Origin of the sequence: Microbacterium natoriense, assembly GCF_030816295.1 — a bacterium.
Classification (GTDB): domain Bacteria; phylum Actinomycetota; class Actinomycetes; order Actinomycetales; family Microbacteriaceae; genus Microbacterium; species Microbacterium natoriense_A.
In genome coordinates this window covers 2,376,451-2,402,024 of the sequence record NZ_JAUSXV010000001.1, presented here as the reverse complement: position 1 = coordinate 2,402,024, position 25,574 = coordinate 2,376,451, and the positions used below count along the sequence as shown (strand labels likewise).

Below are 25,574 nucleotides of genomic sequence, written 5' to 3'. Positions count from 1 at the left end.
CGGGGTGCCGCCGACAGGGCGCGCTCTCGCTGACGCTGCGGGTTCACACGCCCACGCGCAGAGTCGGCAGACCGAGCGAGACCGCGCGAGGAGCGCCGTCGGATGCCGCAGAGGGCACCGCGCACGACTCGGACTGCGCCCGGTCCCAGGCGTCTCCGCCGCGGGTGCGACGGATGCGCAACGGCTGGGCAGTCGGGTCGTCGGCGAGCAGGTGGAACGGCGCCGCATGGGTGATCGTCACGGTCACGGCATCGCCTGGGCGAGGGATCTCGGATCCGGGCGTCACCTCGAAATGCACGAGACGGTTGTCCTGTGCGCGTCCGGTCAGGCGATGGGTCTCCGCATCCTTCTTCCCCTCACCGACAGACACCAACAGCTCGACCTCACGGCCGACCTGCTTCTGGTTCTCCTCGAGCGAGATTCGCTCCTGCAGGGCGATCAGGCGGTTGTAACGCTCCTGGACCACCTCTTTGGGCACCTGGTTCTCCATCGTCGCGGCGAGGGTGCCCTCGCGGATCGAGTACTGGAATGTGAAGGCTCCGGAGAACCGCGACTGCTCGACGACCCGCATGGTGTCTTCGAAGTCCTCGTCGGTCTCGCCGGGGAACCCGACGATGATGTCGGTCGTGATCGCCGCGTGCGGGATGCGCTCGCGCACGCGCTCGATGATGCCGAGGAAGCGCTCGCTCCGGTACGAGCGCCGCATCGCCTTGAGGATGCGGTCGCTGCCCGATTGCAGCGGCATGTGCAACTGAGGCATGACGCTCGGCGTCTCGGCCATCGCGTCGATCACGTCATCGGTGAAGGCGGCCGGATGCGGACTCGTGAAGCGGATGCGCTCGAGGCCCTCGATCTCGCCGGCGGCACGCAAGAGCTTGCCGAATGCCTGACGGTCACCGAACTCGACGCCGTAGGAGTTCACATTCTGCCCCGAGCAGCGTGACCTCGATCGCGCCGTCTTCGACGAGCAGGCGGATCTCGTTGAGGATGTCTCCGGGTCGGCGGTCTTTCTCCTTGCCCCGCAGATGCGGCACGATGCAGAAGGTGCACGTGTTGTTGCAGCCGACCGAGATCGACACCCAGCCGCTGTGCGCGGAGTCGCGCTTGGTGGGCAACGTCGACGGGAAGATCTCCAGGGACTCGAGTATCTCGAGCTCGGCCTCGCCGTTGTGACGCGCACGCTCGAGAAGTCCAGGGAGAGAACCCATGTTGTGCGTTCCGAAGACGACGTCGACCCAGGGGGCTTTGTCGAGCACAGCTTGCTTGTCCATCTGTGCGAGGCACCCGCCGACGGCGATCTGCATGCCGTCTTTGCGACGCTTGACCGAGGCGAGCTGACCCAGCGTTCCGTAGAGTTTCCCAGCCGCGTTGTCGCGCACCGCGCAGGTGTTGATGATGACGACGTCAGGCTCGTCACCGGCTGCCGCCCGCACGTAGCCCGCGCTCTCCAGCGAACCGGAGAGACGCTCCGAGTCGTGAACGTTCATCTGGCACCCGAACGTGCGCACTTCGTACGAGCGCTGCCGCCCGTCGCTGTCGACTGCTGCCGACGACGCGTCGATGATCGTCGGTTCACTGCGAGGGATAGTCATGATCCTTCGATTCTACGATCGACAGCCCTGGTACCGCTCGCGATGCACGTCAGCACTCTGATGTGCTGCGGCTGCGCGAGACGGGCCCGGCTGCCATGACCTCACCGGTCGGCAGCCGGGCCGATCGCGCACTTCATTCGAATCTCACGCCCGAGGGCCGTGGGCCGGAGAACTGCTCGCCCATCACCGTCCGGACCACGGAGCTGACGACGCCCCCGGAGTACCCGCGACGAGCAAGCTGACCCGAGAGCCGTCGCTTGGCCGTCTCCTGGTCGAGCCGGGCGAGCGAGCGCATCTTGGACCTGGCGAACTCGAGGGCACGTTCGACGTCGTCATCCGGAAGATCGTCGAGAGCCGCATCGATCACATCGCGCGCGATGCCGCGCTGCGTCAGGAGACGGGACAGGGCGACTCTCCCCTGGCCCTTCCGCTCGACGCCCGAGGTGATGAGGTGGCCAGCGAGGACGGCGTCGTCGAGGTAGCCGCGGCGGCAGAAGTCGTCGATGACGTCGTCGATCTGCGCCGAGTCGAGCCTCTGCTCACCGGCTTCGTATCCCCTCAGCACCAGGCGCGCCTCAGAGACGGACAGCGAACGAGTTCGCAGCCGTCGGACGAGGACCTCTTCCGCGGCCTTTCTGACCTGCTCAGGGTCGGCACCTCCGTCGGGGGCGGCATCGCGCTCGCGCGTCTCGTGAGATGTCAGAGCGCGCAGCCGCGGTGCGGCTCGACCGGCCGCACCTCGCGCCGGATGCCGTTCGCTCGGCGTCCCGGCATCTGCGGGCCGGTCGTCTCCGAGCGTCGGCGACGACCATGTGGAGCGCCAGAGCTGTTCCTCTTCGGCGGGACGGGGGACGACGCCCGCGGCGCCATCCCCCTCACCCTCAGACCCATGGTTCTTCCGTGCCCCGCCGAAGAGCGGGATGACAGGAGCAAGCGACTCATCGTCGGCAGTCATGACTCACCCCGGTTGCTGAGCGACGTCGAAGCACGGTTGCTGAGCGACGTCGAAGCACGGTTGCTGAGCGACGCCGAAGCATCAGGCCGGGCGGCGCTCGGCAAGTTCATCGGCGGGAGCAGCAGCCGGCGCACCGATGCCGAGCTTCTGCTTGATCTGGGACTCGATGGCCAGCGCGATGTCGGGGTTCTTGAGGAGGAACGATCGCGCGTTCTCCTTGCCCTGCCCCAGCTGGTCACCGTCGTACGTGTACCACGATCCGGACTTCTTGACGATGCCGTGCTCGACACCGAAGTCGATCAGGCTGCCCTCTCGCGAGATGCCGATGCCGTAAAGGATGTCGAATTCGGCCTGCTTGAAGGGCGGCGCCATCTTGTTCTTCACGACCTTGACACGCGTACGGTTTCCCACCGCGTCGGTGCCGTCCTTCAGCGTCTCGATCCGACGGATGTCGAGTCGCACGGACGCGTAGAACTTCAGCGCCTTACCACCGGCTGTGGTCTCAGGCGAGCCGAAGAACACGCCGATCTTCTCGCGCAGCTGGTTGATGAAGATCATCGTGGTGTTGGTCTGGTTCAGTCCGCCGGTGAGCTTGCGGAGGGCCTGCGACATGAGCCTGGCCTGCAGACCCACATGCGAATCGCCCATCTCGCCCTCGATCTCGGCCCGGGGCACGAGCGCTGCGACGGAGTCGATGACGATCAGATCGATGGCTCCGGAGCGCACGAGCATGTCGGCGATCTCGAGCGCCTGCTCACCGGTGTCGGGCTGGGAGACGAGCAGCGCGTCGATGTCGACACCGAGCTTCGCCGCGTAGTCGGGATCGAGCGCGTGCTCGGCGTCGATGAAGGCGGCGATGCCTCCTGCGCGCTGCGCATTGGCAATCGCGTGCAGAGTCAGGGTCGTCTTACCCGACGACTCCGGACCGTAGATCTCGACGATGCGTCCGCGTGGCAGGCCGCCGACGCCGAGAGCGACATCGAGAGCGATGGAACCCGTGGGGATCACGGCGACGGGAGCGCGCTCATCGCTGCCCAGCCGCATGACCGAGCCCTTTCCGAACTGGCGGTCGATCTGTGCGAGTGCGGTCTCGAGGGACTTCTCGCGGTCTGCGGGTGATGGCATGATGTGTTCCTTCTGCTCGCGTGTTGCCGCCTGTAGGCTGTCGCGGCCCACCCCCGGATGGGGAGAACTCTCCGACAAGGCGTATGGCTTCGAGGCCTTGTCTTCACCGTACGAGGAGCCTCGGACATTGCGTCAGGACGCCCACGAACTGGGGATAACACGGCATCAGAACCACTTGTGCAGAAGACTACGCCTTCTCGAACACATCTTCGAGGACATGTCGCATTCGGCGTGTCGAAACACGGATCTCTCGAACAACCGCTTCAGCGCTTGCGAGGTTCCAATCGTCCCGCGCCATGGCGTCGTTCGATCGGCACGTCCATCTCGGCACACAACGCCAGCCAGATCTCTCGGGGTGGCAGACCGTCTGTCAACGCCGCGGCAGCCGTGCGGTCTCCGAGCTGTGTCAGGACCAGGTCGCTGACCAATGAGGACGCGCGCCCCCCGAACTCGACGTCCACGGCGCGGAGGAACTCACTGCGACGCATCGACGAAAGAAGAGCTGATCAGCGCAGCGTGAGCTGAGGCTCGATCGACGCGACGAGATCGTCGGGCACGACATCGGGGAAGACCTGGATGCCCTCGAGCACCGAGATCCGATCGCCGACCTCGCGCATGATGGTGGAGATCGGAACGTCGAGCGCCTCTGCGACCGAAGCGAGGATCTCGCTCGATGCTTCCTTCTGCCCGCGCTCGACCTCACTGAGATAGCCCAGAGCCACGGATGCCTTGCTTGCGACCTGCCGGAGCGTACGCCCCTTCTGCTGACGGAAGTCCCTCAGCACATCGCCGATTTCCTGTCGTACGAGAATCATCGGAACCTCCTCCCAGTTCCCGAGGTCGCCCTCGAAGAGATCGCCAGTCTAATACCTCTTGCTTGCACAGAATCTACCTTGACACCCTGTGGTTTGAATGTGAGCACACTCATGTCAACTTTGATGCAGAGCCATCTATTCCCGTAGCAGTTCGAGCAGCACGGCGAACGCCTCCTGCACCGTCTGCGCACGGATCTGCGCACGATCTCCGGAGAACAGGAAGGCCGCCGTTCGCGCACCTTCGGGCGTCACCGCGCCGATGTGCACAGTACCGACCGGCTGACCATCCGGCGAGTCGGGACCGGCGATGCCCGTCGTGGAGACTCCGACATCCGCCCGGCATCCGTCTACGGCCACGGCCGAGCGAACTCCGTCGGCCATCTGCGCGGCCACCAGCGGGTGGACGGGCCCGTGCTCATCGAGCAGATCCGCGTCGACTCCCAACAGAGTGTGTTTGACGGGCGTCGCGTACGCCACCACCGCACCCAGGAGAACGGCGGAGGCGCCCGGCACCGAGACGCATTCCGCCGCGACGGCTCCCCCGGTCAGCGACTCGGCGATGCCCAGCGTCCATCCTCGGGAACGCAGTTCCTCGAGGACCTCGGATGCCTCGCTCACGCCTTCGCCCGGGCGCCGCGCACCTGGGCGACGATGTAGTCGATGCCGCTCGCGACGGTGAGCACGAGCACGACGACCATCAGCACGGCCGTGACGAGGGTCCAGGGCTGGAGTCCGATGAGCAGGTGCAGCGGCAGCAGCGCCCAGCCGAGCGCGACCGCCTGCACGGCCGTCTTGAGCTTGCCCATCCAGGCCGCCGCGACCACATGCTCGTTCACGATCATCAGCCGATGGACGGTGATCCCCCACTCGCGCACCAGGATGATCGCGACGATCCACCAGTTCACCTCGCCGAGGATCGCGAGGCCGATGAATCCGGCTCCGGTGAGGAGCTTGTCGGCGATCGGATCCCACAGCTTTCCGAAGTCGCTGACGATGTCGTACTTGCGGGCCAGGTACCCGTCGACCCAATCGGTGGAGATCGCGAGGATGAAAAGGGCGCCGGCCACCCAGCGCAGCACCGGATCGGGCTCGCCGTAGGTGCCTCCGAGCAGCAGCAACACGAAGAAGACCACCGCGAGGGGGATGCGTGCGACCGTGATCGCGTTGGGGAGCTGCCGTGGAATGGCCATCAGTCGCGCCCCGTGAGTCCCCAGGCGTCTTCGTCGCCTTCCGCCTCGACGACCGGAAGCCCGTCGAACTGCGCCTCGACCGGATCCTGCGCGCGGCCGGCCGGTGCCGGCGCGGCCGCCGAAGGCGCAGCCGGCGCGTCATCACCGCGGAGCTTCGCGAGCACCTGCGGCAGCTGCTCGGCGGTCGCCAGCACGTCGCGCGCCTTCGATCCCTCGGACGGGCCCACGATCTCTCGCGATTCGAGCAGATCCATCAGACGGCCCGCCTTGGCGAAGCCGACGCGGAGCTTGCGCTGCAGCATCGATGTGGAACCGAACTGGGACGACACGATGAGCTCGGCGGCTGCGAGCAGCAGCTCGAGGTCGTCTCCGATGTCCTCGTCGACTTCCTTCTTCTTGGCCGGGTCCATCGCCTCCTGCACATCGGACCGGTACTCGGGGCGGGCCTGACGCGTCACGTGCTTGACGACCGCGTCGATCTCCTTCTCGTCGACCCATGCGCCCTGCAGACGGAACGGCTTGGACGAGCCCATCGGAGAGAACAGGGCGTCACCCTGACCGATCAGCTTGTCGGCGCCGGGGCTGTCGAGGATGACACGACTGTCGGTCACGCTGGTCACGGCGAAGGCGAGACGCGAGGGCACGTTGGCCTTGATCAGACCGGTCACGACGTCGACGCTGGGTCGCTGTGTGGCGAGCACGAGGTGGATGCCGGATGCGCGCGCGAGCTGGGTGATTCGGACGATCGAGTCCTCGACGTCACGGGGGGCGACCATCATGAGGTCGGCGAGCTCGTCGACCACGACCAGCAGATACGGGTACGGCTTGAGAACCCGTTCGCTGCCGACGGGAACCTCGACCTCACCGGCACGCACTGCCCGGTTGAAGTCGTCGATGTGGCGGAATCCGAACGACGCGAGGTCGTCGTATCGCATGTCCATCTCTTTCACGACCCACTGCAGAGCCTCTGCGGCCTTCTTCGGGTTCGTGATGATGGGCGTGATCAGGTGAGGAACGCCGGCGTAGCTCGTGAGCTCCACGCGCTTCGGGTCGATCAGCACCATCCGCACGTCGGAGGGACGTGCCCGCATCAGCAGGCTCGTGATCATCGAGTTCACGAAGCTCGATTTTCCCGAGCCGGTCGAACCGGCGACGAGCAGGTGCGGCATCTTCGCGAGGTTGGCGATCACGATGTTGCCACCGACGTCCTTGCCGACGCCGATCGTCATGGGATGCGTGCTCTTCTGCGCGGCCTGGGAACGCAGGACGTCGCCCAGCGCGACCATCTCCTTGTCGGCGTTCGGGATCTCGATGCCGATCGCGCTCTTGCCCGGAATCGGCGAGAGGATGCGCACGTCGTTCGAGGCCACGGCATACGCGAAGTTGTTGCTCAGCTGCAGGATCTTCTCGACCTTGACGCCGTGCCCGACTTCGACCTCGTACTGCGTGACCGTCGGCCCGCGGGAGAACCCGGTGACCTTCGCATCGACCTTGAACTGCGTGAGCACGTTCGTGATCTGCTCGATCACCTTGTCGGTCGCCTCCGAACGCACGACGGGAGGCGGACCCTCCACGAGCAGGTTGGGCGGCGGAAGGATGTACGGCGCCACCGGCGCCTGCGGTCCCCGCTCCCCCGGACCCTCTGTGCCGAAGCCGTCGAGGCCAGGGAGCTCCGGCATCTCACCGGTGTCGGAGTCATCGAGCAGCGCCGTGCTCTGCTGCCCCGCGAGCGCGTCGGTGACCGACCGCACGTCGGACAGCACCTCGGTCGCCGCGTCGTAGGGGTCTTCGACGACCACGGCCTGGTCGTATGCGGGCGTGGGGTCAGCGGTCGTGAGGAGAGCGGTGATGTCATCCGATCCGAGCGTGCCCTCGTCGGGGTCTTCTTCTCGACCGGTCTTGTTGCGCCGCCACCACGGCAGCACATCGGGATCGTCGACCTTGTCGGCCTCGTCGACGACCGCGTCCTTCGCGGGCTTCTCGACGCGCTCGGCGTCGAACATCCAGGCGTACAGGTCTCCCAAGCGCTGACCGATGCGGTTCGGCGGCGTCTTGGTGAGGATCAGGATGCTCAGGCCGGCGAACAGGGCGAGAACGATGTACGCGGGGATCGTCGTCAGATACGTCAGGGGCTGTCCGACCATCCAGCCCGACAGCCCGCCCGCGGCACTGAGGGCGACCATGCCCTGCTTCGGCTGCGGCGTGCCACCCGCGACATGGCAGAACCCGGCCATCGCGATGGCGAAGAGGCCGAACCCGATGCCGATCCGCCCGTTGTCGTTCACCGACGAGGGATGCCGGAAGAGCCATCCCGCGAGCAGCAGGAGCAGAACGGGCATCACGAAGGCGACGCGTCCGACGAGGAGTCCCACGGAGTAGGCGCTGATGTTGCCGGCGATCTCGTTGCCGATGAAGAACCACTCGTTCACGGCTCCGGCGATGGCCAGCAGCACCAGCAGGAACGGGAACCCGTCGCGACGGTCGTCCTTCTCGAGCGTCTCGGGGCCGAACGCGCGGAACATCCCGCCCACGCCGTGCGCGATGCCGTTCCAGGCACGGACGGCGAGAGGTGGCTTGTCGGCCTCGTCGATGTACTTCTTCGGAGCCGCCTGAGCCTTCGGCGCGGTCTGCCGCTTCGGGCGCGACGGTGCGCTCGCCGACGCGCGCGCGGTCTTCGTAGTGCTCCTGGGCATGCTCTCACGTTACGACCAGCAGCCGACAAAGCCCGTAATGACGCGGCTTTCCGGCATCCTTCGGTACCAGCCTCGGATCGCGCGAGCTCTTCAGGACAGCCGGTGCACCATGGTGTCGCGACCTTCGCTCTGCACCGTGGTGACGAAGCCCTCCGAACGGTAGAGATTGCGGGCGAAGTTGTCGTGCTCGACGCTCAGGCTGAGCCGCCGATGTCCCTGCTCGTGCGCGTGGAGCACGAGTCGTCGCAAGAGCGTGCGGCCGACCCCGTGGGCTCGCCAGATCGGCTGCACCCCGATGATGAGCTCGGGCACGGCGGTCTCGACGAATCCGAAGCCGGGGTCGCTGCGGGGCAGCATCCGATACCAGGCGGCGCCCATCTCGTTGCCACCCGCGTCGACGGCGACGAACCCCGCATCCGCCGGGCGCATCCACCCGGAGATGTACCGGCGATGCACAGCGGATGTGAGGATCTCGTGGCGTGCCTGAGGCGCGCGACCCCGCCAGTTCGCCGCCTCGACGACCATGTCGCCGAGGAAGCTGCCGTCGCTCTGCACGGCGGGGGCGGATCGAGAACTGCTCGGTCATGTCCAGAGCCTAGGACGCGCCGGTTACGCCCGAGTGACGCGCGCCTGTGAGTCCTCGGCCGTCGTCACGCCTCGATGACCAGAGGCACGATCATGGGACGACGACGCAGCTTCTGATTCACCCAGCGTCCGATCGTGCGGCGGACGACCTGCGACAGAGCGTGCGTGTCGCGCACTCCGTTGCCGGAGGCGTCCTTCAGCGCTGCGATGATCTTCGGCACGACGTCGTCGAACACCGAGTCGTCCTCCGCGATGCCACGGGCGTGGATCTCCGGTCCCGAGATGATGCGGCCGGTACCGGCATCCACCACGACGATCACAGAGACGAAGCCCTCTTCGCCGAGGATCCGACGGTCCTTGAGATCCGCATCCGTGATCTCTCCGACGGTCGAACCGTCGACGTAGACGAATCCGAGGTCGAGCTGTCCGACCACGCGCGCCACGCCGTCCTTGAGGTCGATCACTGTGCCGTTGGACGCGATGATCGTGCGCTCCTCGGCGATGCCGGTGTCTTGCGCGAGCTTGGCGTTCGCCATCAGGTGCCGGTACTCGCCGTGCACGGGCAGCACGTTCTTCGGCTTGAGGATGTTGTAGCAGTACAGCAGCTCGCCGGCGGCGGCGTGGCCCGAGACGTGCACGCGCGCGTTCGCCTTGTGCACGACGTTCGCGCCGAGCTTGGTGAGGCCGTCGATCACCCGATACACGGCGTTCTCGTTGCCGGGGATGAGGCTGGAGGCGAGGATGACGGTGTCGCCCTCGCTCACCTCGATCGCATGATCCATGTTGGCCATGCGGCTGAGCACGGCCATGGGCTCGCCCTGCGAGCCCGTGGACATGTAGACGATCTGCTCGTCGGGAAGGTCACGCGCCTTCTTGAAGTCGATGAGGACGCCGTCCGGCACCTTCAGGTAGCCCAGCTGCTCGGCGATCGTCATGTTGCGCACCATGCTGCGACCGAGGAAGGCGACGCGGCGCCCGTGGGCGGCGGCGGCGTCGATGACCTGCTGCACGCGATGCACGTGGCTCGAGAAGCTTGCGACGATGACGCGTCGAGGGGCCTTGCCGATCACCTGATCGAGCACCGGTCCGATCGAGCGCTCCGTCGGGGTGAACCCGGGGACGTCGGCGTTGGTCGAGTCGACCAGGAACAGGTCGACCCCCTCTTCGCCGAGGCGCGAGAACGCCCGCAGGTCAGTGATGCGTCCGTCCAGCGGCAACTGGTCCATCTTGAAATCGCCGGTGGCGAGCACCATGCCGGCGGGTGTGCGGATGGCGACGGCCAGCGCATCGGGGATCGAGTGGTTGACCGCGACGAACTCGAGATCGAACGGGCCCACCTTCTCCTGCTGACCCTCCTTCACCGTGAGGGTGAAGGCCTTGATGCGGTGCTCCTTGAGCTTCGCCTCGACGAGGGCGAGCGTCAGACCGGATCCGATCAGCGGGATGTCGCTCTTCAGACGGAGCAGGTACGGCACCGCTCCGATGTGGTCCTCGTGCCCGTGCGTGAGAACGACGCCGACGATGTCGTCGAGACGATCCCGGATCGGCTCGAAGTCGGGCAGGATGAGGTCGACGCCGGGCTGGTGCTCTTCGGGGAAGAGCACGCCGCAGTCGACGATCAGGATCTTGCCCTCGTACTCGAACATGGTCATGTTGCGACCGATCTCGCCGAGGCCGCCGAGCGGTGTGACGCGCAGGGTCCCCTCGTCGAGCTCTGCCGGATCTGCGATGGGGATGGACATGCTGTCTCCTCAGTCGGACGCTCCGCGCGTCCGTTCGTTCTCAGGGACGCGTCTCCGCGCCCGATGTCTCAGCGCGTGGTGCCGTGCACCTTCGGCAGGGCACCACCGGCGGCCGCGTTGCGGTCGGGCCGGAAGTTCGAGAAGTCCGCGCCGGGCACATCCGTGACGAGAGCGAGCTCGTCCTCGATGAGGGCGGCCTCCCACTCTTCCGGACCCACCAGGGGCAGACGCACGCGCGGGCTCGAGATGCGCCCGAGTCCGTGCAGGATGTACTTGGCTGCCACCGTGCCGGGAACGTGGGTCATCGCAGCGCGCACGAGCGGCTCGAGGCGCTTGTGCTCGGCGGTCGCGGTCGCGAGATCCCCGCGGTTCACGGCGTCGACGATCGTGCGATACGGGGTCGCGGTGATGTTGGCGGTGACGCCGATCAATCCCGTGGCGCCGATGGCGAGGTGAGGAAGCACGTTCGCGTCGTCGCCGGAGAAGTACATCAGATCGGTCTGGTTGAGCACGCGGCTCACCTCGGAGAAGTCGCCCTTGGCGTCCTTCACGGCGAGGATGTTCGGATGCTTGGCGAGCCGGAGGATCGTCTCGTACTTGATCGGCACACCGGTGCGACCCGGGATGTCGTAGAGGATGACCGGCAGATCGGTCGCGTCGGCGACGAGGCGGAAGTGCGTGAGGATGCCGGCCTGAGTCGGCTTGTTGTAGTACGGCGTGACGATCATGATGCCGTCGGCCCCGAGCTTCTCGCTGGCCTTGTAGAGCTCGATCGCGTGCGCGGTCTCGTTGGATCCGCCGCCCGTGATGATCTTGGCGCGGCCCGCCGAGACCGACTTGCCCACCTCGACCAGCTTGAGCTTCTCGGGGTCCGTGAGGGTCGAGGTCTCGCCGGTCGTACCCGTCACGACGATGCCGTCCGCACCCGCGGTGATGACGTCATCCATGTGCTTCTCGACGGCGGGCCAGTCGACTTCGCCGTCGGCGGTCATCGGAGTGACCAGCGCGACGAGAACCTGTCCGAATGGATTGCCCGAGTGCGTCATGTTCCCAGCGTATCGGTTCGTCGCTCGCTCACGCTGACGCGGACGTGCGGATGACGTCGCCTCGCGCCAGGTCGAGGTGGCCGCGCAGCAGCAGTCCCGCCATGGTCCCTGCCGCGGCTTCCGTCGCCTTCGTGCGGAACATCTCGATGCCGGTGATCTCCGATGTTCCCACCTCGGCGCCGTCGCGGTGCACCACGATGCGATCACCCACTCGCACGATCCCTGCCGCGACGGTGCCGGTCACCACCTGGCCGCGTCCCGTGATCGTGAAGACGTCTTCGACGACGAGCTCGCCCGTGGTGACGGCGGTGGAGACGGTCACTGGCGCACCGACTGCACCGTGCGCCAGACCGGCCAGGCGTTCGGCCTCGGCCTCGTTGTACTGCCGCAGCATCTCGTTCGCGTCCTGCGGATCGCGCTTCCTCCCGAACCAGCCCATGACGTCGATCCTACGCAGCAGCTGCGCCTAGGCTCGGAGCCATGAGCTGGCAGACGCACGACTCCACGTCGGTCTATGAGAACGCGTGGATCTCCGTGCGCGAGGACCGTGTCACCGGTCCCGCGGGCAAGGGCATCTACGGCGTGGTCACGATGCGGCATCCCGCCGTCTTCGTCGTCGCGATCGACGCGGACGACCGGGTCTGCCTCGTGACTCTCGACCGCTACACCACGGGGACGTCGATCGAAGTGCCCGCCGGCGGGAGCGACGGCGAGGACCCATTGGTCGCGGCCCAGCGGGAGCTCCTCGAGGAGACGGGGTTCAGGGCCGCGGAATGGACGCGGATCGGCACGATGAACGCCCTCAACGGCATCGCGCACGCGCCCGAGCACGTCTTCCTCGCTCGCGGTCTCCAGCATGATGCAGCGGATGCCGCGCATTCTCAGGCTGAGGAGGGCATAGATGCGGTCGCCTGGGTACCGTTCGGCGATGCGCTGGAGATGATCGCCGACGGCCGCATCACCGACGGCGAGACGGTCGCCGCGATCGCCTATGCCGGCATCCGGATCGGGCGGTTCCGCTGAGTCGACGCCCGCTCAGACCCGGCCGCGACGCGCCACGCCCGCGGTGAGCGACCGCGGCAGGATGCCGGTCAGAGCCACGACGGCCTTGTACCGCAGCGACGGGATCGAGACGGCCTTGCCGAGTGCTGCGTCGCGCAGCCCCGTTCGCACGACGTCGGGGGCCTGCAGCCACAGGATGCTCGGCACGCCTTCCTGCCCCTTCTCGAGGCCCATGCGCTCGTGGAAGGTCGTGTGCACGAAACCGGGGCAGAGCGCGGTCACGGTCACGCCGTCTCTGGCGTACTCGGCGTTCGCCCAGCGGCTGAAGCCGATCAGCCAGCTCTTGCACGCCGAGTATGTCGAGCGTGAGATGAAGCCCGCGACCGAGGCCACGTTGATGATCCGCCCGCCGCGCCCGCGCATGGTCTGCAGCGCGGCGTGCATGAGCCGCATCGATGCCTCGACGTGCACACGCAGATGGCGCACCTCGTCGTCGATGTCGTTGTCGGCGAACTGCAGGGGAAGGCCGAAACCCGCGTTGTTGACGAGAAGGTCCACCGGGTCGCTCGCGTCGCGCAGGCGCGCGGCGACGCGTTCGACGTCCTCCGGCACCGCGAGATCGGCCGTGATGATCTCGACCGCGACGCCGTGCGCGCTCCGCACCTCGGCAGCCAGCTCCTCGAGCGGCCCGATCGAGCGGGCGACGAGGATCAGATCGGCGCGGCGACGGGCCAGCTGACGCGCGAACTCGGCGCCCAGGCCGGCACTGGCACCCGTGATCAGTGCGGTGGGCATGTCAGCGCTCGTATCCGAGGAAGCGGTAGCGGATGCCGCTGCGAGAGGTCTGCCACTCCCCCTCGTCGACGAGCCTCCAGCCCGCCTTCGACGGAGCGTAGGCATCGCCATCGACATCGACGTCGAGTTCGGTGACTTCGAGGCGATCGGCCTCAGCCACGACCTGACGGAAGATCTCGGCGCCGCCGATGATCCACACGCGTTCTTGGCCGCGGACGGCCTCCGCGATCGTCGCCGCACGTCGAGCGCCCTGCGCCGACCAGTCCTGCTGGCGGGTGATCACGATGTTCTCGCGGCCGACCAATGGGCGGAACCGCTCGGGAAGGGAATCCCAGGTCTTGCGGCCCATCACGACAGGAGCACCGAGGGTGACCTCCTTGAAGTGAGCCAGATCCTCGGGCACATGCCACGGCATCCCGCCCTCGGCCCCGATGACGCCGCCGTGCGCCTCGGCCCAGATCAGCCCCACCCAGGTCATACGGCCACCGCCGCTCGGATCGGCGCGTGATGCTGATAGTCCTCGACGATGAAGTCCTCGTAGCGGTAGTCGAGGATCGACTCGGGCGTGCGTGCGAAACGCAGCGTCGGATACGGGTAGGCCTCGCGTGAGAGCTGCTCGCGCACCTGCTCGAGGTGATTGTCGTAGATGTGGCAGTCCCCGCCGGTCCAGACGAAGTCGCCCGGCTCGAGCCCCACCTGCTGCGCGACCATGAGAGTCAGCAGCGCATAGGAGGCGATGTTGAACGGGACACCGAGGAAGAGGTCGGCGCTGCGCTGGTAGAGCTGGCAGGAGAGCTTCCCGTCGGCGACGTAGAACTGGAAGAGGGCGTGGCAGGGAGCCAGAGCCATGTCGGGGATGTCTGCAGGATTCCATGCCGACACGATCAGCCGTCGGGAGTCGGGGGTCTTGCGGATCTGCTCGATCACATCGGAGAGCTGATCGATGCTCTCGCCGTCCGGGGTGGGCCACGAGCGCCACTGCACGCCGTAGACCGGGCCGAGGTCGCCGTCGGCATCCGCCCATTCGTCCCAGATGGTGACGCCGTTCTCCTGCAGCCATCGCACGTTGGAGTCGCCGCGCAGGAACCAGAGCAGCTCGTAGGCGATGGACTTGAAATGCACGCGCTTGGTCGTGATCAGAGGGAAGCCCTGTGCCAGGTCGAAGCGGATCTGCCGGCCGAACACGCTGGTCGTGCCGGTTCCGGTCCGATCCGACTTGTGCGTGCCGGTCTCCAGCACGTCTCTCAGCAGGTCTTCATACGGAGTCGGCACGGCTTCGCTCATGAGAGCCAGACTACCTTCCCGGCCCGGTTGCGGGGCGGTTCGTCATGCTCGGAAACATCGGCCCGCAGGCGCACCCGGCAGTCGTACTCTCTACCCATGTCGCCTGTGCTCGCCCTCCTCATCGCCGCCGCGCTCCTCGTCGCCGCGGTGATCGCGGGCATCGTCATACGGCTCGTCGACGGCCGGCGTCGCGGCGGCGGACATCTGCGATTCGACGCGACGGATGCCTCGGGAGAACTGGGCGAGAAGGCCACGCTCGTGCAGTTCAGCACCGAGATGTGCGCACGGTGCCCGCAGGTGCGGCGGATGCTGGGCGCCATCGCCTCGGCTGACGATGGCCTCGCCCACATCGAAGTCGATCTGACCCATCGCCCCGACCTGTCGTCGCGGTATCGCGTTCTGCAGACGCCGACCACGTTCCTCGTGGACAGAGCCGGTGTCGTCCGCGCACGATTCAACGGCGTGCCGCACCGGCACGCCCTCGCCGAAGCCCTCGCCGCCGTCTGAGTCACGAACACCGGAGCCCACCATGACCACACCCGCAGGCATCGACCCGCGCGGCCCGCGCTTCGCCGCGACCATCACCGCCGTGCTTCTCCTCATCGCGACGTTCCTCGGATTGATCGGGATCTCGACCGCGCAGGGCGCGACGACGTTCGGCTGGTTCGCGTACCAGCCGCTCGCCGACGCCACGTTCACCCCGACGGGCTGGGCGATCCAATCCGCTTCCCTCGCCGCGCGCGTCCTCGACCCCGCCTTCCTGCTGACCCTCGTGATCGCGCTGCTGTTCCTGTGGAGCGTCGCGTCGCCGCGGACCGCCCCGTGGGGCGCTCTGTTCCGCGCGGCCATCCGCCCTCGTCTCGCACCGCCCTCCGAGCTCGAGGACCCCCGCCCGCCGCGCTTCGCGCAGGGCGTCGGCCTGTTCGTCGTGACGATCGGGCTCGTGCTGCATCTGGTCGGCGTCCCGTGGGCGCTGCCGATCGCGACGGCGGCCGCGTTCATCGCGGCGTTCCTCAACGCGGCCTTCGCGTTCTGCCTCGGGTGCCAGCTCTATCTGCTGCTGCAGCGCGCGGGCGTCCTCGGGCGCACAGCATCCGCCTGAGCGCAGTTCCCCGCGACGTGCGCGCTCGGTAGGCTGGCGACGATGCGACGCCGCCACCCAGGCAGCGCGAGAACCGGAGGTCATCATGCCCGTCACCAGTGAAGCCAACAGCACCTGGACCGGATCGCTCATCGAAGGATCCGGCACGGTCGCCTTCTCGTCGTCGAACCTCGGCACCTTCCCCATCGACTGGAAAGCCCGCAGCGAGGGCAGCAGCACCACGACCACTCCTGAAGAGCTCATCGCCGCGGCGCACTCGTCGTGCTTCAGCATGGCGCTCTCGAACGCTCTCGCCGAGAACGGCACCCCGCCCGAGCGCGTGAACACGAGCGCATCCGTCACCTTCAAGCCCGGCACCGGCATCACCGGCAGCCACCTCAACGTCAACGCGGTTGTCCCGGGTCTCTCGCCCGAGAAGTTCCAGGAGATCGCCGAAGGCGCCAAGACCGGATGCCCGGTCTCTCAGGCACTCGCGGGCATCGAGATCACCCTCGAGGCCACGCTCGCCTGATCAGGCGCGTTCGAGGCGGATCGCCTCGCGGATGCTGGCTCGGGCGTCCTTGCGACGCCCGGCCGCATCCTGCACGACCCCCAGCCGGTAGCGGGCGCGCCAGTCTTCGGGCGCGGCATCTGCAGCGGCGGTGTATCGCTCGACGAGAGGATCGGCGTCTGCACGGGCGATCCGGCCGCTGGGAGTGAGGTCGGTCTCGACCGGGGGCATCCCGCCCTCGGAATCGAGCACCCGGCCGAGGCGATCCGCTCCGAAGCCGAACTGCATCTCTCTGATCAGCGCCCAGGCGCCGAGCGGCGCCAGCACGACCAACGCCACCCCCATGCCGATCGACACGGGGGTTCCGACCACGAGGAACATCACGGCGAGCCACACCGCGACCGCGAGATAGACCACGAGCGCAGCGCCCATCAGGGCGACGCCGATTCGCGACATCACGAGCGGATGCCGATGTCGATCATGTTCTCCAGCCCTACGACGACGCCCTCCGCGTGCAGAGCGAACGGCAGGGCGAGGCGGATGCCGGGGGCGTACGCCTTGGCGGGCTCGACCGTGTCGTGCGTGAATGTGAGCGATTCGCCGGGCCCCGACAGGATGACCTCCTGCTTGGCGACGACGCCGGGGCGGCGCAGGGAATGTATCGGCACGCTGCCGACCTGCTGTCCTCGCGCGCGCTGGTCGGCGTGCGGGGCGCTCACCGGACCCTGCTCGGCGCGCGCCGCGGCGATCAGCTCCGCAGTGCGCACTGCGGTGCCGCTGGGCGAGTCGATCTTCGACTCGTGGTGCGCCTCGACGATCTCAGCCGAACCGAAGAACGGCGCAGCGGCCGCCGCCAGGGCCGTGCCCAGGACGGAGCCGAGCGAGAAGTTCGGGATGAAGACGGCGCCCGTGCCGGCGGCCTCGACGAGCGGGCGGACCAGCGCGATGCGCTCGGCCGACCAGCCGGAGGTCGCGACGAGCACGTTCATGCCGCGCTCGACCGCTGCGCGCACGACGTCGATGCTGATCTGCGGTGTGGACGCGTCGACGACGAGGTCTGCGCCGTCGATCTCGGAGAGATCGCTCGACGACGTCAGCACGCGACTCACCTCGAACCCCTCGAGGTCGTCGATCACCGCGTGGATGATCTGCCCGAGCTTGCCGGTACCGCCGACGAGGGCCACGCGCGTTGTCATGCGACCAGTCTATTTGGACGGGCGCAGACCCGGCGGCGCGACAGGTCAGACCGGCATGCCGTCCGGGATGCCGGTGCGCAGCTCGACGGGCAGGTGGCCGGTGTCGTTGTGCGTCAGCAGCGTCCACGGGCGACCCTGCTTCTGCGCGATGACCGTGAGCCCGCAGTGGGCCTGGTTGAGGGTCATCCAGCGCCACTCGGGAGCCCCGAGCACCTCGCGCACGAACCAGGAGATCACGAAGTTGTGAGTGATGAGCACTTCGTGCACGTCGCCGGTCTTGCGGACGAGGAACTCGTTCACAGCATCGGCCATCTGCGCCCGACCTGCTTCGATCTCGGCATCCGTCACCGCTCCGAAGAACGGCTCGAACACCGCCGGAGTCTCTTCCGTCATGCCCGTGGGCACGCAATCGAACAGCAGCGCAGTGGGTTCGGGGTCGACCGACGGCAACCGGGCCGCGATCGCGCGGGCCGTCTCGTTGGCCCGCAGCAGCGGAGAATGCCAGACCGCATCGAGAGGAAGACCCGACAGACGATCGGCGATCAGTTCGGCCTGTCGCTGCCCCCGAGGTGAAAGGGGTCCGTCGGCGAGACCGTGCTCGGCGTCTTGATGTTCACCATGTCTGACCAGATAAATGTAATGCGTCACTACTCGCTCGCTTCATCGCCAGCATCCGCCGGACTCCACTCCACCATAAGCCAGGTGTGTGACAGACGCGTGACGACGCTCAGATGCCGGCTCGGGTCAGATCAGCCAGATGCGCGCGCGACAGCGTCACCCCTGCACCCTGCATCAGTTCGTCGACGTGGTCGCTCGCGAAGGCGTTCACGATCGGAGCCGCGATGGTCCGTTGAGCGAGCAGCCAGGCGATCGACACCGCAGCCACCGGCACGGAGAGCTCGGTCGCGACCTGGTCGAGAGCCCGGAGGATCTTGATTCCTCGGCGGTTCAAGTGGCTGCGCAGTTGCTCGCCGCGCACGCCCTGAGCGGCCAGCGCCTTGCTGCGATGGCGCCCGGAGAGGAAGCCGTGCTCGAGCGCGTGCGAAGGCGTGACCGCGAGGTTCTGCGCCCCCGCGACGAGGCGCAGATCGCCTTCGAACGGCTGTCGTCGGATGAGGTTGTAGGGAGCGTCGATCACTTCGATGCGCGGGTAGCCGGCGGACGCCAGGATGCGCGCCTCGACGAGCCTCTCGGGACTGAATCCGAAAGCCCCGACCGTCGTGATCTTGCCCGCCTCGACGAGCCACTCGACCGTCGCGAGGGTGTCTTCGAGGTTCGTCGTCGCGTCGAGTGTCGCGTCGAGGTACAGGACGTCGATGCGCTCGACGCCCAGACGGGTCAGCGAGCCCTCGACGGCGCGTACCAGGTTCACCGAGCCGAGACCCGGGTTGTCGGCATGTGCGCCGATGCGCACGCTCAGCAGCGTGCGCTCCCGGTGTCCGCGTGAGCGCAGCCACTGTCCGATGATGTGCTCGCTGCGACCGCCGGAGAATCCGTCGGCCGTGTGGATCGCGTTGCCACCGAACTCGATGTAGCGGTCGAGAATGCCGTGGCTGGTCTCGAGGTCGACGTTCCAACCGAACTCGGCGGCGCCCAGCATGAGCGGGAAGGTCTCGAATCCGGTCTCTCCCAGCGCAACCCTCACGGTCTCGCCGACACCGGCCCCCACGATCGGGATGGGCGCAGACGGATGCTCAGCCGCCCCGTGCTGTGCACGTTCGACGGACGCTCCTGCGCCTACGCTGAACAACCGCATCATTCTCACCCCCGCATCGACCGTGCGTTCCGGTCTTGCGTCACTGCTGCCTATGCACCCCCCGGTGCGTACTTCGAGGGTATGCGACAACGGCGATCACGCTGACCAATCCAGGGAACGGCGCGGAAACACCGCATAACGGTTTGGTCACATCGGATACGACAGAACCCGGACCTCGCTCGGCGAGGCCCGGGTTCTGTCGTGTCAGCGGTGCTTACTCGGCTGCAGCATCCTCAGCCGGAGCGGCATCAGCCTCGGCAGCCGGAGCTTCGTCGAGCACGGGCTCGAGCGACAGCTTGCCGCGATCGTCGATCTTCGTGATCTTCACGAGGATCTTCTGGCCCACGGACAGGACGTCCTCGACGTTCTCGACGCGCTTGCCACCGGCGAGCTTGCGCACCTCGGTGACGTGCAGCAGGCCGTCCTTGCCAGGAAGCAGCGAGATGAAGGCGCCGAAGGTGGCGATCTTCACGACGGTTCCGAGGAACTGCTCGCCGACCTCGGGGTTGGTCGGGTTGGCGATCGCGTTGACCTGGGCACGGGCAGCCTCGGCCGAGGGGCCGTCGGTCGCGCCGATGTAGACGGTGCCGTCCTCCTCGATGGAGATCTGCGCACCGGTCTCGTCCTGGATCGCGTTGATCGTCTTGCCCTTCGGGCCGATCAGCTCGCCGATCTTGTCGACCGGGATCTGCACGCTGATGACGCGCGGCGCGGTGGGCGCCATCTCGTCAGGAGCGTCGATCGCGGAGTTCAGGACGTTGAGGATCGTCAGACGAGCCTCGCGGGCCTGGGTCAGCGCGCCGGCGAGCACCGACGACGGGATGCCGTCGAGCTTCGTGTCGAGCTGGATCGCCGTGACGAACTCGCTCGTGCCGGCGACCTTGAAGTCCATGTCGCCGAGAGCGTCCTCGGCACCCAGGATGTCGGTCAGCGCCGCGTAGCGCGTCTCGCCGTCGACCTCGTCGGAGACGAGACCCATCGCGATGCCGGCGACGGGAGCGCGCAGGGGCACACCCGCGTTCAGCAGCGACAGGGTCGAGGCGCAGACGGAGCCCATCGAGGTCGAGCCGTTCGAGCTGAGCGCCTCGGAGACCTGACGGATCGCGTACGGGAACTCCTCGCGGCTCGGCAGAACCGGAACGAGTGCGCGCTCGGCGAGGAAGCCGTGCCCGATCTCGCGACGCTTCGGCGAACCGACGCGGCCGGTCTCACCGGTCGAGTACGGCGGGAAGTTGTAGTGGTGCATGTAGCGCTTGCTCGTCGTCGGAGACAGCGAGTCGATCTGCTGCTCCATCTTGAGCATGTTCAGCGTGGTGACGCCCAGGATCTGGGTCTCGCCGCGCTGGAAGATCGCGGAGCCGTGCACGCGCGGGATGACCTGCACCTCGGCGTCGAGCGGACGGATGTCCGCCAGGCCGCGACCGTCGATGCGAGCGCCCTCGGTGAGGATGCGTCCGCGCACGATCTTCTTCGTGACCGACTTGTACGCCGCGGAGAACTCGAGCGGAGCCCCCGCCGGAAGCGAACCCGCCTCGGTGGCCTCGATCAGCTCAGCCCTGACGCGGTCCTTGATCGCGTCGTCGGCCGTCTGGCGCTCGGTCTTGTCGGCGATCTGGTAGACCCCGACCAGCTCGTCGTAGGACCGGCCGGCCACGAAGTCGTAGACCTCCTGGCTGTACGCCGGGAAGACCGGGTACACACCCGGCTCCTTCGACGCGGTCGCTGCGAGCTCGGCCTGAGCCTTGACGAGCTGCGCGATGAAGGGCTTGGATGCCTCGAGTCCCTGCGCGACGATCTCCTCGTTCGGCTTGGTGGCGCCGGCCTTGATGAGGTTCCAGCTGCCCTCGGTCGCCTCGGCCTCGACCATCATGATCGCGACGTCTTCAGAGCCATCGGCCTTCGTGACGACGCGACCGGCGACGATCAGGTCGAACACGGCCTCCGAGACCTGCTCGGCAGTCGGGAACGCGACCCACTGATCGGCGTGCTCGCCGTGGCCGGGGATGAACGCGAGGCGCACACCGGCGACGGGGCCGGAGAACGGCAGGCCCGAGATCTGGGTCGACGCGGAGGCCGCGTTGATCGCCAGCGCGTCGTAGAACTCGCCGGGTGCGATCGACAGCACGGTGATGACGATCTGGACCTCGTTGCGCAGTCCGTCGACGAACGACGGACGAAGTGGGCGGTCGATCAGACGGCAGACCAGGATCGCCTCGGTGGACGGGCGTCCCTCGCGGCGGAAGAACGAGCCGGGGATCTTGCCCGCGGCGTAGGAGCGCTCTTCGACGTCGACCGTCAGCGGGAAGAAGTCGAAGCCCTCGCGCGGGTGCTTGCCTGCGCTGGTGGCCGAGAGGAGCATGGTCTCGCCGTCGAGGTACGCGGCGACTGCGCCCTGAGCCTGCTGCGCGAGGCGGCCGGTCTCGAAGCGGATGGTGCGGGTGCCGAAGCGGCCGTTGTCGAGAACGGCCTCGGTGGCGGTGATTTCAGGACCTTCCAAGAGGTCTCTCCTTCTTTGTTTAGACTCGCGAATCCGTATGACGCGCGAGCGTGTTCATGAAGGAGCGGAAAGACGGGGTTCGGGCGCGCGGGCATTCCCGCGAATGTCACCTGCGCTGGCCACCAGTAGAAAGCCACCCGACGATCGCCGAGGAACCCACCACAGGGGACCAGCTTCTCCGCCGATCGCTCCATGAGTCGATATGAAGTTGTGAGTCGACACAGATCGACCTCATCCAGCCTATCAGCGAGAGCACGGAAAGCCCCGCCGCCGCTCACATCGCGGATCGGTCATGCCCCGGCCACGCACCGTTCATCCCGCGGATGCCCCGGCGTGGGCGGCATCCGCTCTGCTGGGTCCATGCGCTTGTCAGTGATCGGCTGCGGCTACCTCGGTGCCGTGCATGCCGCTGCGATGGCCTCGATCGGACACGACGTCGTCGGCATCGACGTCGACGAGCAGAAGGTGGCGGCCCTGTCGGCCGGCACCGCTCCTTTCTTCGAGCCACAGCTGGCCGAGCTCCTTCAGGCCGGCCTCGCCTCGGGACGACTCCGGTTCAGCACGCACATGGCGGACGCGGCAGGGGCGGGCGTGCACTTCCTGGCGGTCGGCACGCCCCAGCTTGCAGGCGGGCACGCGGCAGATCTGCGATTCGTCCACGCCGCGGTCGACGACCTCGTGCCCCACCTCCGCCCTGGCGACGTGCTGGCCGGCAAATCGACCGTTCCTGTCGGTACCGCGTCGGGCATCTCCGCCCGCATCGCGCCCACCGGCGCCGTGCTCGCGTGGAACCCGGAGTTCCTGCGCGAGGGGTGGGCGGTGCACGACACGCTGGCTCCCGACCGCATCGTGGTCGGCGTCTCGTCGGGCGAGTCCGGCGAGCGCGCCGCCGAGATCCTGCGCGAGGTCTACCGACCAGCAGTCGAGGCCGGCGCTCCGTTCCTCGTGACGGATCCTGCGACGGCAGAGCTCGTCAAGGGAGCCGCCAACGCCTTCCTCGCGACGAAGATCTCGTTCATCAACGCGATGGCCGAGATCGCTGAGGCCGCCGGCGCTGATGTGACGCTTCTCGCGGACGCGATCGGGCACGACACCCGGATCGGGCGACGCTATCTCGGCTCGGGCATCGGATTCGGCGGCGGGTGCCTGCCGAAGGACATCAGGGCCTTCGCCGCCCGCGCCGAGGAGCTCGGACGCGGCGAGTCGGTCGGCTTCCTGCACGAGGTGGATGCCATCAACCTCCGTCGGCGTGATCGAGCCGTGCAGATCGTCGTCGACGCACTGGGCGGTCTGGTGTTCGGCAAGCGCGTCGCCGTGCTCGGCGCCGCGTTCAAGCCCTTCAGCGACGACATCCGCGACTCCCCCGCTCTCGACGTGGCCGTACGTCTGCGAGGGCTGGGCGCCGACGTCGTGGTGACGGATCCCGCCGCGATCGACAACGCCAGGGCGGTGCACCCGCAGCTCGGATATGAACGAGATCGCGATGAGGCGCTGCGGGGAGCGCATGCCGTCGTCGTCGTCACCGAATGGGACGAGTACCGCCGTCATCTGTCGCCGGAGCACGCGGGCGCTCTGGTCTCCGCGCGCGTGGTCGTCGACGGGCGCAACTGCCTCGACGCCGCCGCGTGGCGGGCAGCGGGCTGGGCGTACCACGGCATGGGAAGGCGCTGACGCCCTGAGCGCTCGTGCGCCGCTCCACCGAGGACCCTCGTGGCGAGCGCTACACCTCCACGTCGCGTCTGACGTTGGAGCGGCCGAGGTAGACGTACCCGTTGTGCTTGGCGGCGCGCCCGTCGCCGGCGGCCCGGCCGTGCAGACGCCGCCACACCCAGGGCAGCGCGTGCCGACGCCACCAGAGCCCTGCTCCGATCGGCTCGTGCTCGTGCAGAGCGGCGTCGAGAGCGCCGAGGGCGTCGGCGTGCGGCACGGCGAGGATCTCGCCCGCCCGGTAGGCGAGGAAGCGGTGCCCCCGGCTGCTCAGATGCACGAGGTCCTCACCCCAGTTCGGCCGCTCCCGCAGCGTCGGGTGCAGATCGGTGTCGATCAGGATCGCACCCGTGCGCGCGGCGACCCCGGCGAGCGCGGTCGCGAAGGCGGAGAAGCGCCGGGTGTAGATCGACGCCGCCCGCCTGCCGGGCAGAAACGGCGTGACCAGCAGCACGTCAGCTCCGCTGGCGCGGAGCTGCCCGATCGCATCCTCCACCTGACGAGCGAGCGCAGGGACGTCTGCACGGTGCTTCACCAGATCGTTCGCCCCGACGAGGATCGAGACGAGATCGGGCTGAAGCTGCAGCGCGCGCTCGAGCTGGGATCCGCACACGTCGGCGACCCGCTTGGATCTGATCGCGAGGTTCGCATAGTGCAGACCGCCACGCGCGGCCAGCAGCAGAGCGAGCCGGTCGGCCCACCCCCGCAGCGCACCGTCAGGCGCGGGATCGCACAGCCCCTCTGTGAGCGAATCGCCCAATGCGACGTACCGCTGCCAGCGCGCCTCGGTGACCGGCGCCGACGTCTCCGGCCGCACGACGCGGCGAGCGCGCAGGCTGCGGTCCACGGTGCTCAGCATCCTCGCCTCATCGAAGTGTCCGAGCAGCTGATCGCAGACCTTCGCCCAGCTGCGTCCCTGCACGGCCTCTCTTCCCGCTTCGCCGAACGCCCTGCGCTTGCGCGCGTCGCCTGCGAGGTCGTTCACCCGCATTCGGAGGTCATCGAGGTCGCCTGGCCGATAGAGCCAGCCGTCGATCCCCATGCGCACGAGGTCGAGAGGACCGCCTCGTCCGGTGGCGATGACCGGCACCCCGCTGGCGTGCGCCTCCTGCAGCGTCTGCCCGAACGTCTCGCTCTCCCCGGGGTGCACGAACAGGTCGAACGAGGCGATCGCTGCGGCGAGCGCCTCGCCATCGAGATGACCGAGGAACACGGCATCGGGCAGCAGGGTCTCGAGGCGCTGCCGGCTCGGCCCGTCGCCCACGATCACGAGACGAGCACCGGGGATGCCGCGCAGGGACACGAGGTCCTCCACCTGCTTCTCCGGAGCGAGCCGCCCGACGTAGCCGATCACCACCTCGGTGCCCCACTCGGCGCGCAGGTCGTCATCGCGTCGCAACGGATGGAATCGCTCCGCATCCACTCCTCTGCCCCAGCGTCGCACTCGATCCACGCCCAGCCCCGCGAGCTGCTGCGCCGATTCGTTCGAGGGGGCGAGGCTGAGCGTGGCCCGGCGGTGCAGCCGAGCGATATGGGTCTGGGCGATGCCCGTGGTCGCGGCGATTCGATAGCGCTCGGTGTAGGCGGCGACATCGGTCTGATAGGCGGCGACGGATGCCACGCCCAGCCGGTCGGCAGCGAGCACGCCGCGCCACCCCAGCGCGAACGGCGACGCCAAGTGCACCACGTCGGGCCGGAATCGGCGGAGCGAGGCCGCCACTCGGTGCGCAGGAGACGTGCCGACCCGCACGTTCCGGTATCCCGGAAGGGCGAGGCTCGGGATCGCCTCCACGTCCGCGCCGTGCATAGCGGCTGGAATGCCCGCAGCAGCGGGCGCTATGACATGGGCGTCGTGCCCGGAGCGTTCGAGGTGCTTCAGGATCTGCAGCACGGATCCGGTGACACCGTTCATGTGCGGAAGGAAGGACTCTGTCACGATCGCGACTCTCACACCCTCAGAATGCCGCCGCCACGAGCACCCGGCGTGCGGAAACGGGTCAGG

At 67.8% G+C, this 25,574-nt stretch carries 26 protein-coding genes and 1 pseudogene; 5 read left to right on the top strand and 22 right to left on the bottom strand.

Features of this window, described 5'->3' with window-relative positions; translation table 11 throughout:
• Positions 1 to 43: 43 nt before the first annotated feature.
• From QFZ53_RS19865 to QFZ53_RS11015, 13 genes and pseudogenes are all read right to left on the bottom strand, one after another.
• Positions 44 to 1,027: a MiaB/RimO family radical SAM methylthiotransferase gene (locus tag QFZ53_RS19865; RefSeq protein ID WP_373426327.1), complete on the bottom strand. Its 984-nt coding sequence runs from the start codon at positions 1,025 to 1,027 to the stop codon at positions 44 to 46.
• A pseudogene (locus QFZ53_RS19860) lies at positions 969 to 1,487 on the bottom strand (tRNA (N6-isopentenyl adenosine(37)-C2)-methylthiotransferase MiaB); the annotation flags it as partial. The pseudogene QFZ53_RS19860 and the gene QFZ53_RS19865, both read right to left, overlap by 59 nt.
• Positions 1,488 to 1,725: 238 nt before the next feature.
• Positions 1,726 to 2,547, bottom strand: a complete 822-nt coding sequence (locus QFZ53_RS11065; RefSeq protein ID WP_307296329.1) for a regulatory protein RecX — start codon at positions 2,545 to 2,547, stop codon at positions 1,726 to 1,728.
• 81 nt (positions 2,548 to 2,628) lie between these two features.
• On the bottom strand, positions 2,629 to 3,672 hold the full coding sequence (gene recA, locus QFZ53_RS11060; protein WP_307296327.1) for a recombinase RecA: 1,044 nt from the start codon (positions 3,670 to 3,672) through the stop codon (positions 2,629 to 2,631).
• Positions 3,673 to 3,935: 263 nt separating this feature from the next.
• On the bottom strand, positions 3,936 to 4,160 hold the full coding sequence (locus tag QFZ53_RS11055) for a DUF3046 domain-containing protein (RefSeq protein WP_292905892.1): 225 nt from the start codon (positions 4,158 to 4,160) through the stop codon (positions 3,936 to 3,938).
• 18 nt (positions 4,161 to 4,178) lie between these two features.
• Complete coding sequence (locus QFZ53_RS11050; protein ID WP_045258786.1) at positions 4,179 to 4,487, bottom strand: helix-turn-helix domain-containing protein; 309 nt, start codon at positions 4,485 to 4,487, stop codon at positions 4,179 to 4,181.
• 135 nt (positions 4,488 to 4,622) lie between these two features.
• Positions 4,623 to 5,105 carry a CinA family protein gene (locus tag QFZ53_RS11045; RefSeq protein ID WP_307296323.1) on the bottom strand — a complete coding sequence of 161 codons (483 nt, stop codon included), beginning with the start codon at positions 5,103 to 5,105 and terminating at the stop codon, positions 4,623 to 4,625.
• Positions 5,102 to 5,677, bottom strand: a complete 576-nt coding sequence (pgsA, locus tag QFZ53_RS11040) for a CDP-diacylglycerol--glycerol-3-phosphate 3-phosphatidyltransferase (RefSeq protein ID WP_307296321.1) — start codon at positions 5,675 to 5,677, stop codon at positions 5,102 to 5,104. Before pgsA ends, QFZ53_RS11045 begins: the two co-directional genes overlap by 4 nt.
• Complete coding sequence (locus QFZ53_RS11035; RefSeq protein WP_307296319.1) at positions 5,677 to 8,370, bottom strand: DNA translocase FtsK; 2,694 nt, start codon at positions 8,368 to 8,370, stop codon at positions 5,677 to 5,679. The genes pgsA and QFZ53_RS11035 overlap by 1 nt, the downstream gene beginning before the upstream one ends.
• Positions 8,371 to 8,460: 90 nt before the next feature.
• Entirely contained in the window at positions 8,461 to 8,895 is a 435-nt protein-coding gene (locus QFZ53_RS11030; RefSeq protein WP_307299393.1) for a GNAT family N-acetyltransferase, read from the bottom strand.
• Between the two features lie 125 nt (positions 8,896 to 9,020).
• The gene (locus QFZ53_RS11025; RefSeq protein ID WP_292905881.1) at positions 9,021 to 10,697 is read right to left on the bottom strand and encodes a ribonuclease J; all 1,677 of its coding nucleotides are present in this window, start codon (positions 10,695 to 10,697) and stop codon (positions 9,021 to 9,023) included.
• 68 nt (positions 10,698 to 10,765) lie between these two features.
• A complete protein-coding gene (gene dapA / locus QFZ53_RS11020) occupies positions 10,766 to 11,743 on the bottom strand; it encodes a 4-hydroxy-tetrahydrodipicolinate synthase (protein ID WP_292905879.1) in 978 nt (325 codons plus the stop codon).
• A gap of 28 nt (positions 11,744 to 11,771) precedes the next feature.
• Positions 11,772 to 12,182, bottom strand: coding sequence for an EF-Tu/IF-2/RF-3 family GTPase (locus QFZ53_RS11015; protein WP_292905877.1), 411 nt, complete (start codon positions 12,180 to 12,182; stop codon positions 11,772 to 11,774).
• Positions 12,183 to 12,223: 41 nt separating this feature from the next.
• On the opposite strand from QFZ53_RS11015, the gene QFZ53_RS11010 reads away from it, so the two are divergent.
• A complete protein-coding gene (locus QFZ53_RS11010) occupies positions 12,224 to 12,766 on the top strand; it encodes an NUDIX domain-containing protein (RefSeq protein WP_307296311.1) in 543 nt (180 codons plus the stop codon).
• A gap of 12 nt (positions 12,767 to 12,778) precedes the next feature.
• Here QFZ53_RS11010 and QFZ53_RS11005 read toward each other — a convergent pair whose 3' ends face one another.
• Genes QFZ53_RS11005 through QFZ53_RS10995 form a run of 3 tightly spaced genes read right to left on the bottom strand, consistent with a single transcriptional unit; the run spans position 12,779 to position 14,824 of the window.
• The gene (locus QFZ53_RS11005) at positions 12,779 to 13,540 is read right to left on the bottom strand and encodes an SDR family NAD(P)-dependent oxidoreductase (RefSeq protein WP_307296307.1); all 762 of its coding nucleotides are present in this window, start codon (positions 13,538 to 13,540) and stop codon (positions 12,779 to 12,781) included.
• A 1-nt stretch (position 13,541) separates the two neighbouring features.
• The gene (locus QFZ53_RS11000; protein WP_292905871.1) at positions 13,542 to 14,018 is read right to left on the bottom strand and encodes a dihydrofolate reductase; all 477 of its coding nucleotides are present in this window, start codon (positions 14,016 to 14,018) and stop codon (positions 13,542 to 13,544) included.
• Positions 14,015 to 14,824, bottom strand: coding sequence for a thymidylate synthase (locus QFZ53_RS10995; protein ID WP_292905869.1), 810 nt, complete (start codon positions 14,822 to 14,824; stop codon positions 14,015 to 14,017). The genes QFZ53_RS11000 and QFZ53_RS10995 overlap by 4 nt, the downstream gene beginning before the upstream one ends.
• Before the next feature lie 96 nt (positions 14,825 to 14,920).
• Here QFZ53_RS10995 and QFZ53_RS10990 point away from each other — a divergent pair, with 96 nt between their 5' ends.
• The 3 genes from QFZ53_RS10990 to QFZ53_RS10980 all read left to right on the top strand — a co-directional run bounded on the left by QFZ53_RS10990 (position 14,921) and on the right by QFZ53_RS10980 (position 16,437).
• Complete coding sequence (locus QFZ53_RS10990; RefSeq protein WP_292905867.1) at positions 14,921 to 15,331, top strand: TlpA family protein disulfide reductase; 411 nt, start codon at positions 14,921 to 14,923, stop codon at positions 15,329 to 15,331.
• Positions 15,332 to 15,353: 22 nt separating this feature from the next.
• Positions 15,354 to 15,926, top strand: a complete 573-nt coding sequence (locus tag QFZ53_RS10985) for a DUF4395 domain-containing protein (protein WP_292905865.1) — start codon at positions 15,354 to 15,356, stop codon at positions 15,924 to 15,926.
• 85 nt (positions 15,927 to 16,011) lie between these two features.
• Positions 16,012 to 16,437, top strand: a complete 426-nt coding sequence (locus QFZ53_RS10980) for an OsmC family peroxiredoxin (protein WP_292905863.1) — start codon at positions 16,012 to 16,014, stop codon at positions 16,435 to 16,437.
• Here QFZ53_RS10980 and QFZ53_RS10975 read toward each other — a convergent pair whose 3' ends face one another.
• The 5 genes from QFZ53_RS10975 to QFZ53_RS10955 form a co-directional block, all read right to left on the bottom strand.
• Positions 16,438 to 16,872, bottom strand: a complete 435-nt coding sequence (locus tag QFZ53_RS10975) for a hypothetical protein (protein ID WP_292905898.1) — start codon at positions 16,870 to 16,872, stop codon at positions 16,438 to 16,440.
• Positions 16,872 to 17,612, bottom strand: coding sequence for a 4-hydroxy-tetrahydrodipicolinate reductase (dapB, locus tag QFZ53_RS10970; protein WP_292905861.1), 741 nt, complete (start codon positions 17,610 to 17,612; stop codon positions 16,872 to 16,874). The genes QFZ53_RS10975 and dapB overlap by 1 nt, the downstream gene beginning before the upstream one ends.
• A gap of 45 nt (positions 17,613 to 17,657) precedes the next feature.
• Positions 17,658 to 18,260: a histidine phosphatase family protein gene (locus tag QFZ53_RS10965; RefSeq protein ID WP_045258802.1), complete on the bottom strand. Its 603-nt coding sequence runs from the start codon at positions 18,258 to 18,260 to the stop codon at positions 17,658 to 17,660.
• Positions 18,261 to 18,339: 79 nt separating this feature from the next.
• Entirely contained in the window at positions 18,340 to 19,368 is a 1,029-nt protein-coding gene (locus tag QFZ53_RS10960) for an aldo/keto reductase (protein ID WP_292905857.1), read from the bottom strand.
• Positions 19,369 to 19,582: 214 nt separating this feature from the next.
• Positions 19,583 to 21,865 carry a polyribonucleotide nucleotidyltransferase gene (locus QFZ53_RS10955; RefSeq protein WP_292905856.1) on the bottom strand — a complete coding sequence of 761 codons (2,283 nt, stop codon included), beginning with the start codon at positions 21,863 to 21,865 and terminating at the stop codon, positions 19,583 to 19,585.
• A 360-nt stretch (positions 21,866 to 22,225) separates the two neighbouring features.
• On the opposite strand from QFZ53_RS10955, the gene QFZ53_RS10950 reads away from it, so the two are divergent.
• Entirely contained in the window at positions 22,226 to 23,536 is a 1,311-nt protein-coding gene (locus QFZ53_RS10950) for a UDP-glucose dehydrogenase family protein (RefSeq protein ID WP_307296297.1), read from the top strand.
• A gap of 49 nt (positions 23,537 to 23,585) precedes the next feature.
• Here the strand turns inward: QFZ53_RS10950 and QFZ53_RS10945 are convergent, their stop codons facing one another.
• On the bottom strand, positions 23,586 to 25,508 hold the full coding sequence (locus QFZ53_RS10945; protein WP_307296294.1) for a GDSL-type esterase/lipase family protein: 1,923 nt from the start codon (positions 25,506 to 25,508) through the stop codon (positions 23,586 to 23,588).
• Positions 25,509 to 25,574 lie beyond the last annotated feature (66 nt).

Bases quoted from the DNA above. Each gene is read 5' to 3' on its own strand.
- dapA (WP_292905879.1), bottom strand. From the start codon at position 11,743: ATGACGCACTCGGGCAATCCATTCGGACAGGTTCTCGTCGCGCTGGTC.
- QFZ53_RS10950 (WP_307296297.1), top strand. From the start codon at position 22,226: ATGCGCTTGTCAGTGATCGGCTGCGGCTACCTCGGTGCCGTGCATGCC.
- QFZ53_RS10990 (WP_292905867.1), top strand. From the start codon at position 14,921: ATGTCGCCTGTGCTCGCCCTCCTCATCGCCGCCGCGCTCCTCGTCGCC.
- QFZ53_RS10975 (WP_292905898.1), bottom strand. From the start codon at position 16,872: ATGTCGCGAATCGGCGTCGCCCTGATGGGCGCTGCGCTCGTGGTCTAT.
- QFZ53_RS10980 (WP_292905863.1), top strand. From the start codon at position 16,012: ATGCCCGTCACCAGTGAAGCCAACAGCACCTGGACCGGATCGCTCATC.
- QFZ53_RS11015 (WP_292905877.1), bottom strand. From the start codon at position 12,182: ATGGGCTGGTTCGGGAGGAAGCGCGATCCGCAGGACGCGAACGAGATG.
- QFZ53_RS11055 (WP_292905892.1), bottom strand. From the start codon at position 4,160: ATGCGTCGCAGTGAGTTCCTCCGCGCCGTGGACGTCGAGTTCGGGGGG.
- QFZ53_RS11030 (WP_307299393.1), bottom strand. From the start codon at position 8,895: ATGGTCGTCGAGGCGGCGAACTGGCGGGGTCGCGCGCCTCAGGCACGC.
- QFZ53_RS10960 (WP_292905857.1), bottom strand. From the start codon at position 19,368: ATGCGGTTGTTCAGCGTAGGCGCAGGAGCGTCCGTCGAACGTGCACAG.
- QFZ53_RS11000 (WP_292905871.1), bottom strand. From the start codon at position 14,018: ATGACCTGGGTGGGGCTGATCTGGGCCGAGGCGCACGGCGGCGTCATC.
- QFZ53_RS11035 (WP_307296319.1), bottom strand. From the start codon at position 8,370: ATGCCCAGGAGCACTACGAAGACCGCGCGCGCGTCGGCGAGCGCACCG.
- QFZ53_RS11065 (WP_307296329.1), bottom strand. From the start codon at position 2,547: ATGACTGCCGACGATGAGTCGCTTGCTCCTGTCATCCCGCTCTTCGGC.
- QFZ53_RS10985 (WP_292905865.1), top strand. From the start codon at position 15,354: ATGACCACACCCGCAGGCATCGACCCGCGCGGCCCGCGCTTCGCCGCG.
- QFZ53_RS11005 (WP_307296307.1), bottom strand. From the start codon at position 13,540: ATGCCCACCGCACTGATCACGGGTGCCAGTGCCGGCCTGGGCGCCGAG.
- QFZ53_RS11050 (WP_045258786.1), bottom strand. From the start codon at position 4,487: ATGATTCTCGTACGACAGGAAATCGGCGATGTGCTGAGGGACTTCCGT.
- pgsA (WP_307296321.1), bottom strand. From the start codon at position 5,677: ATGGCCATTCCACGGCAGCTCCCCAACGCGATCACGGTCGCACGCATC.
- QFZ53_RS11025 (WP_292905881.1), bottom strand. From the start codon at position 10,697: ATGTCCATCCCCATCGCAGATCCGGCAGAGCTCGACGAGGGGACCCTG.
- QFZ53_RS11010 (WP_307296311.1), top strand. From the start codon at position 12,224: ATGAGCTGGCAGACGCACGACTCCACGTCGGTCTATGAGAACGCGTGG.
- dapB (WP_292905861.1), bottom strand. From the start codon at position 17,612: ATGACAACGCGCGTGGCCCTCGTCGGCGGTACCGGCAAGCTCGGGCAG.
- recA (WP_307296327.1), bottom strand. From the start codon at position 3,672: ATGCCATCACCCGCAGACCGCGAGAAGTCCCTCGAGACCGCACTCGCA.
- QFZ53_RS10995 (WP_292905869.1), bottom strand. From the start codon at position 14,824: ATGAGCGAAGCCGTGCCGACTCCGTATGAAGACCTGCTGAGAGACGTG.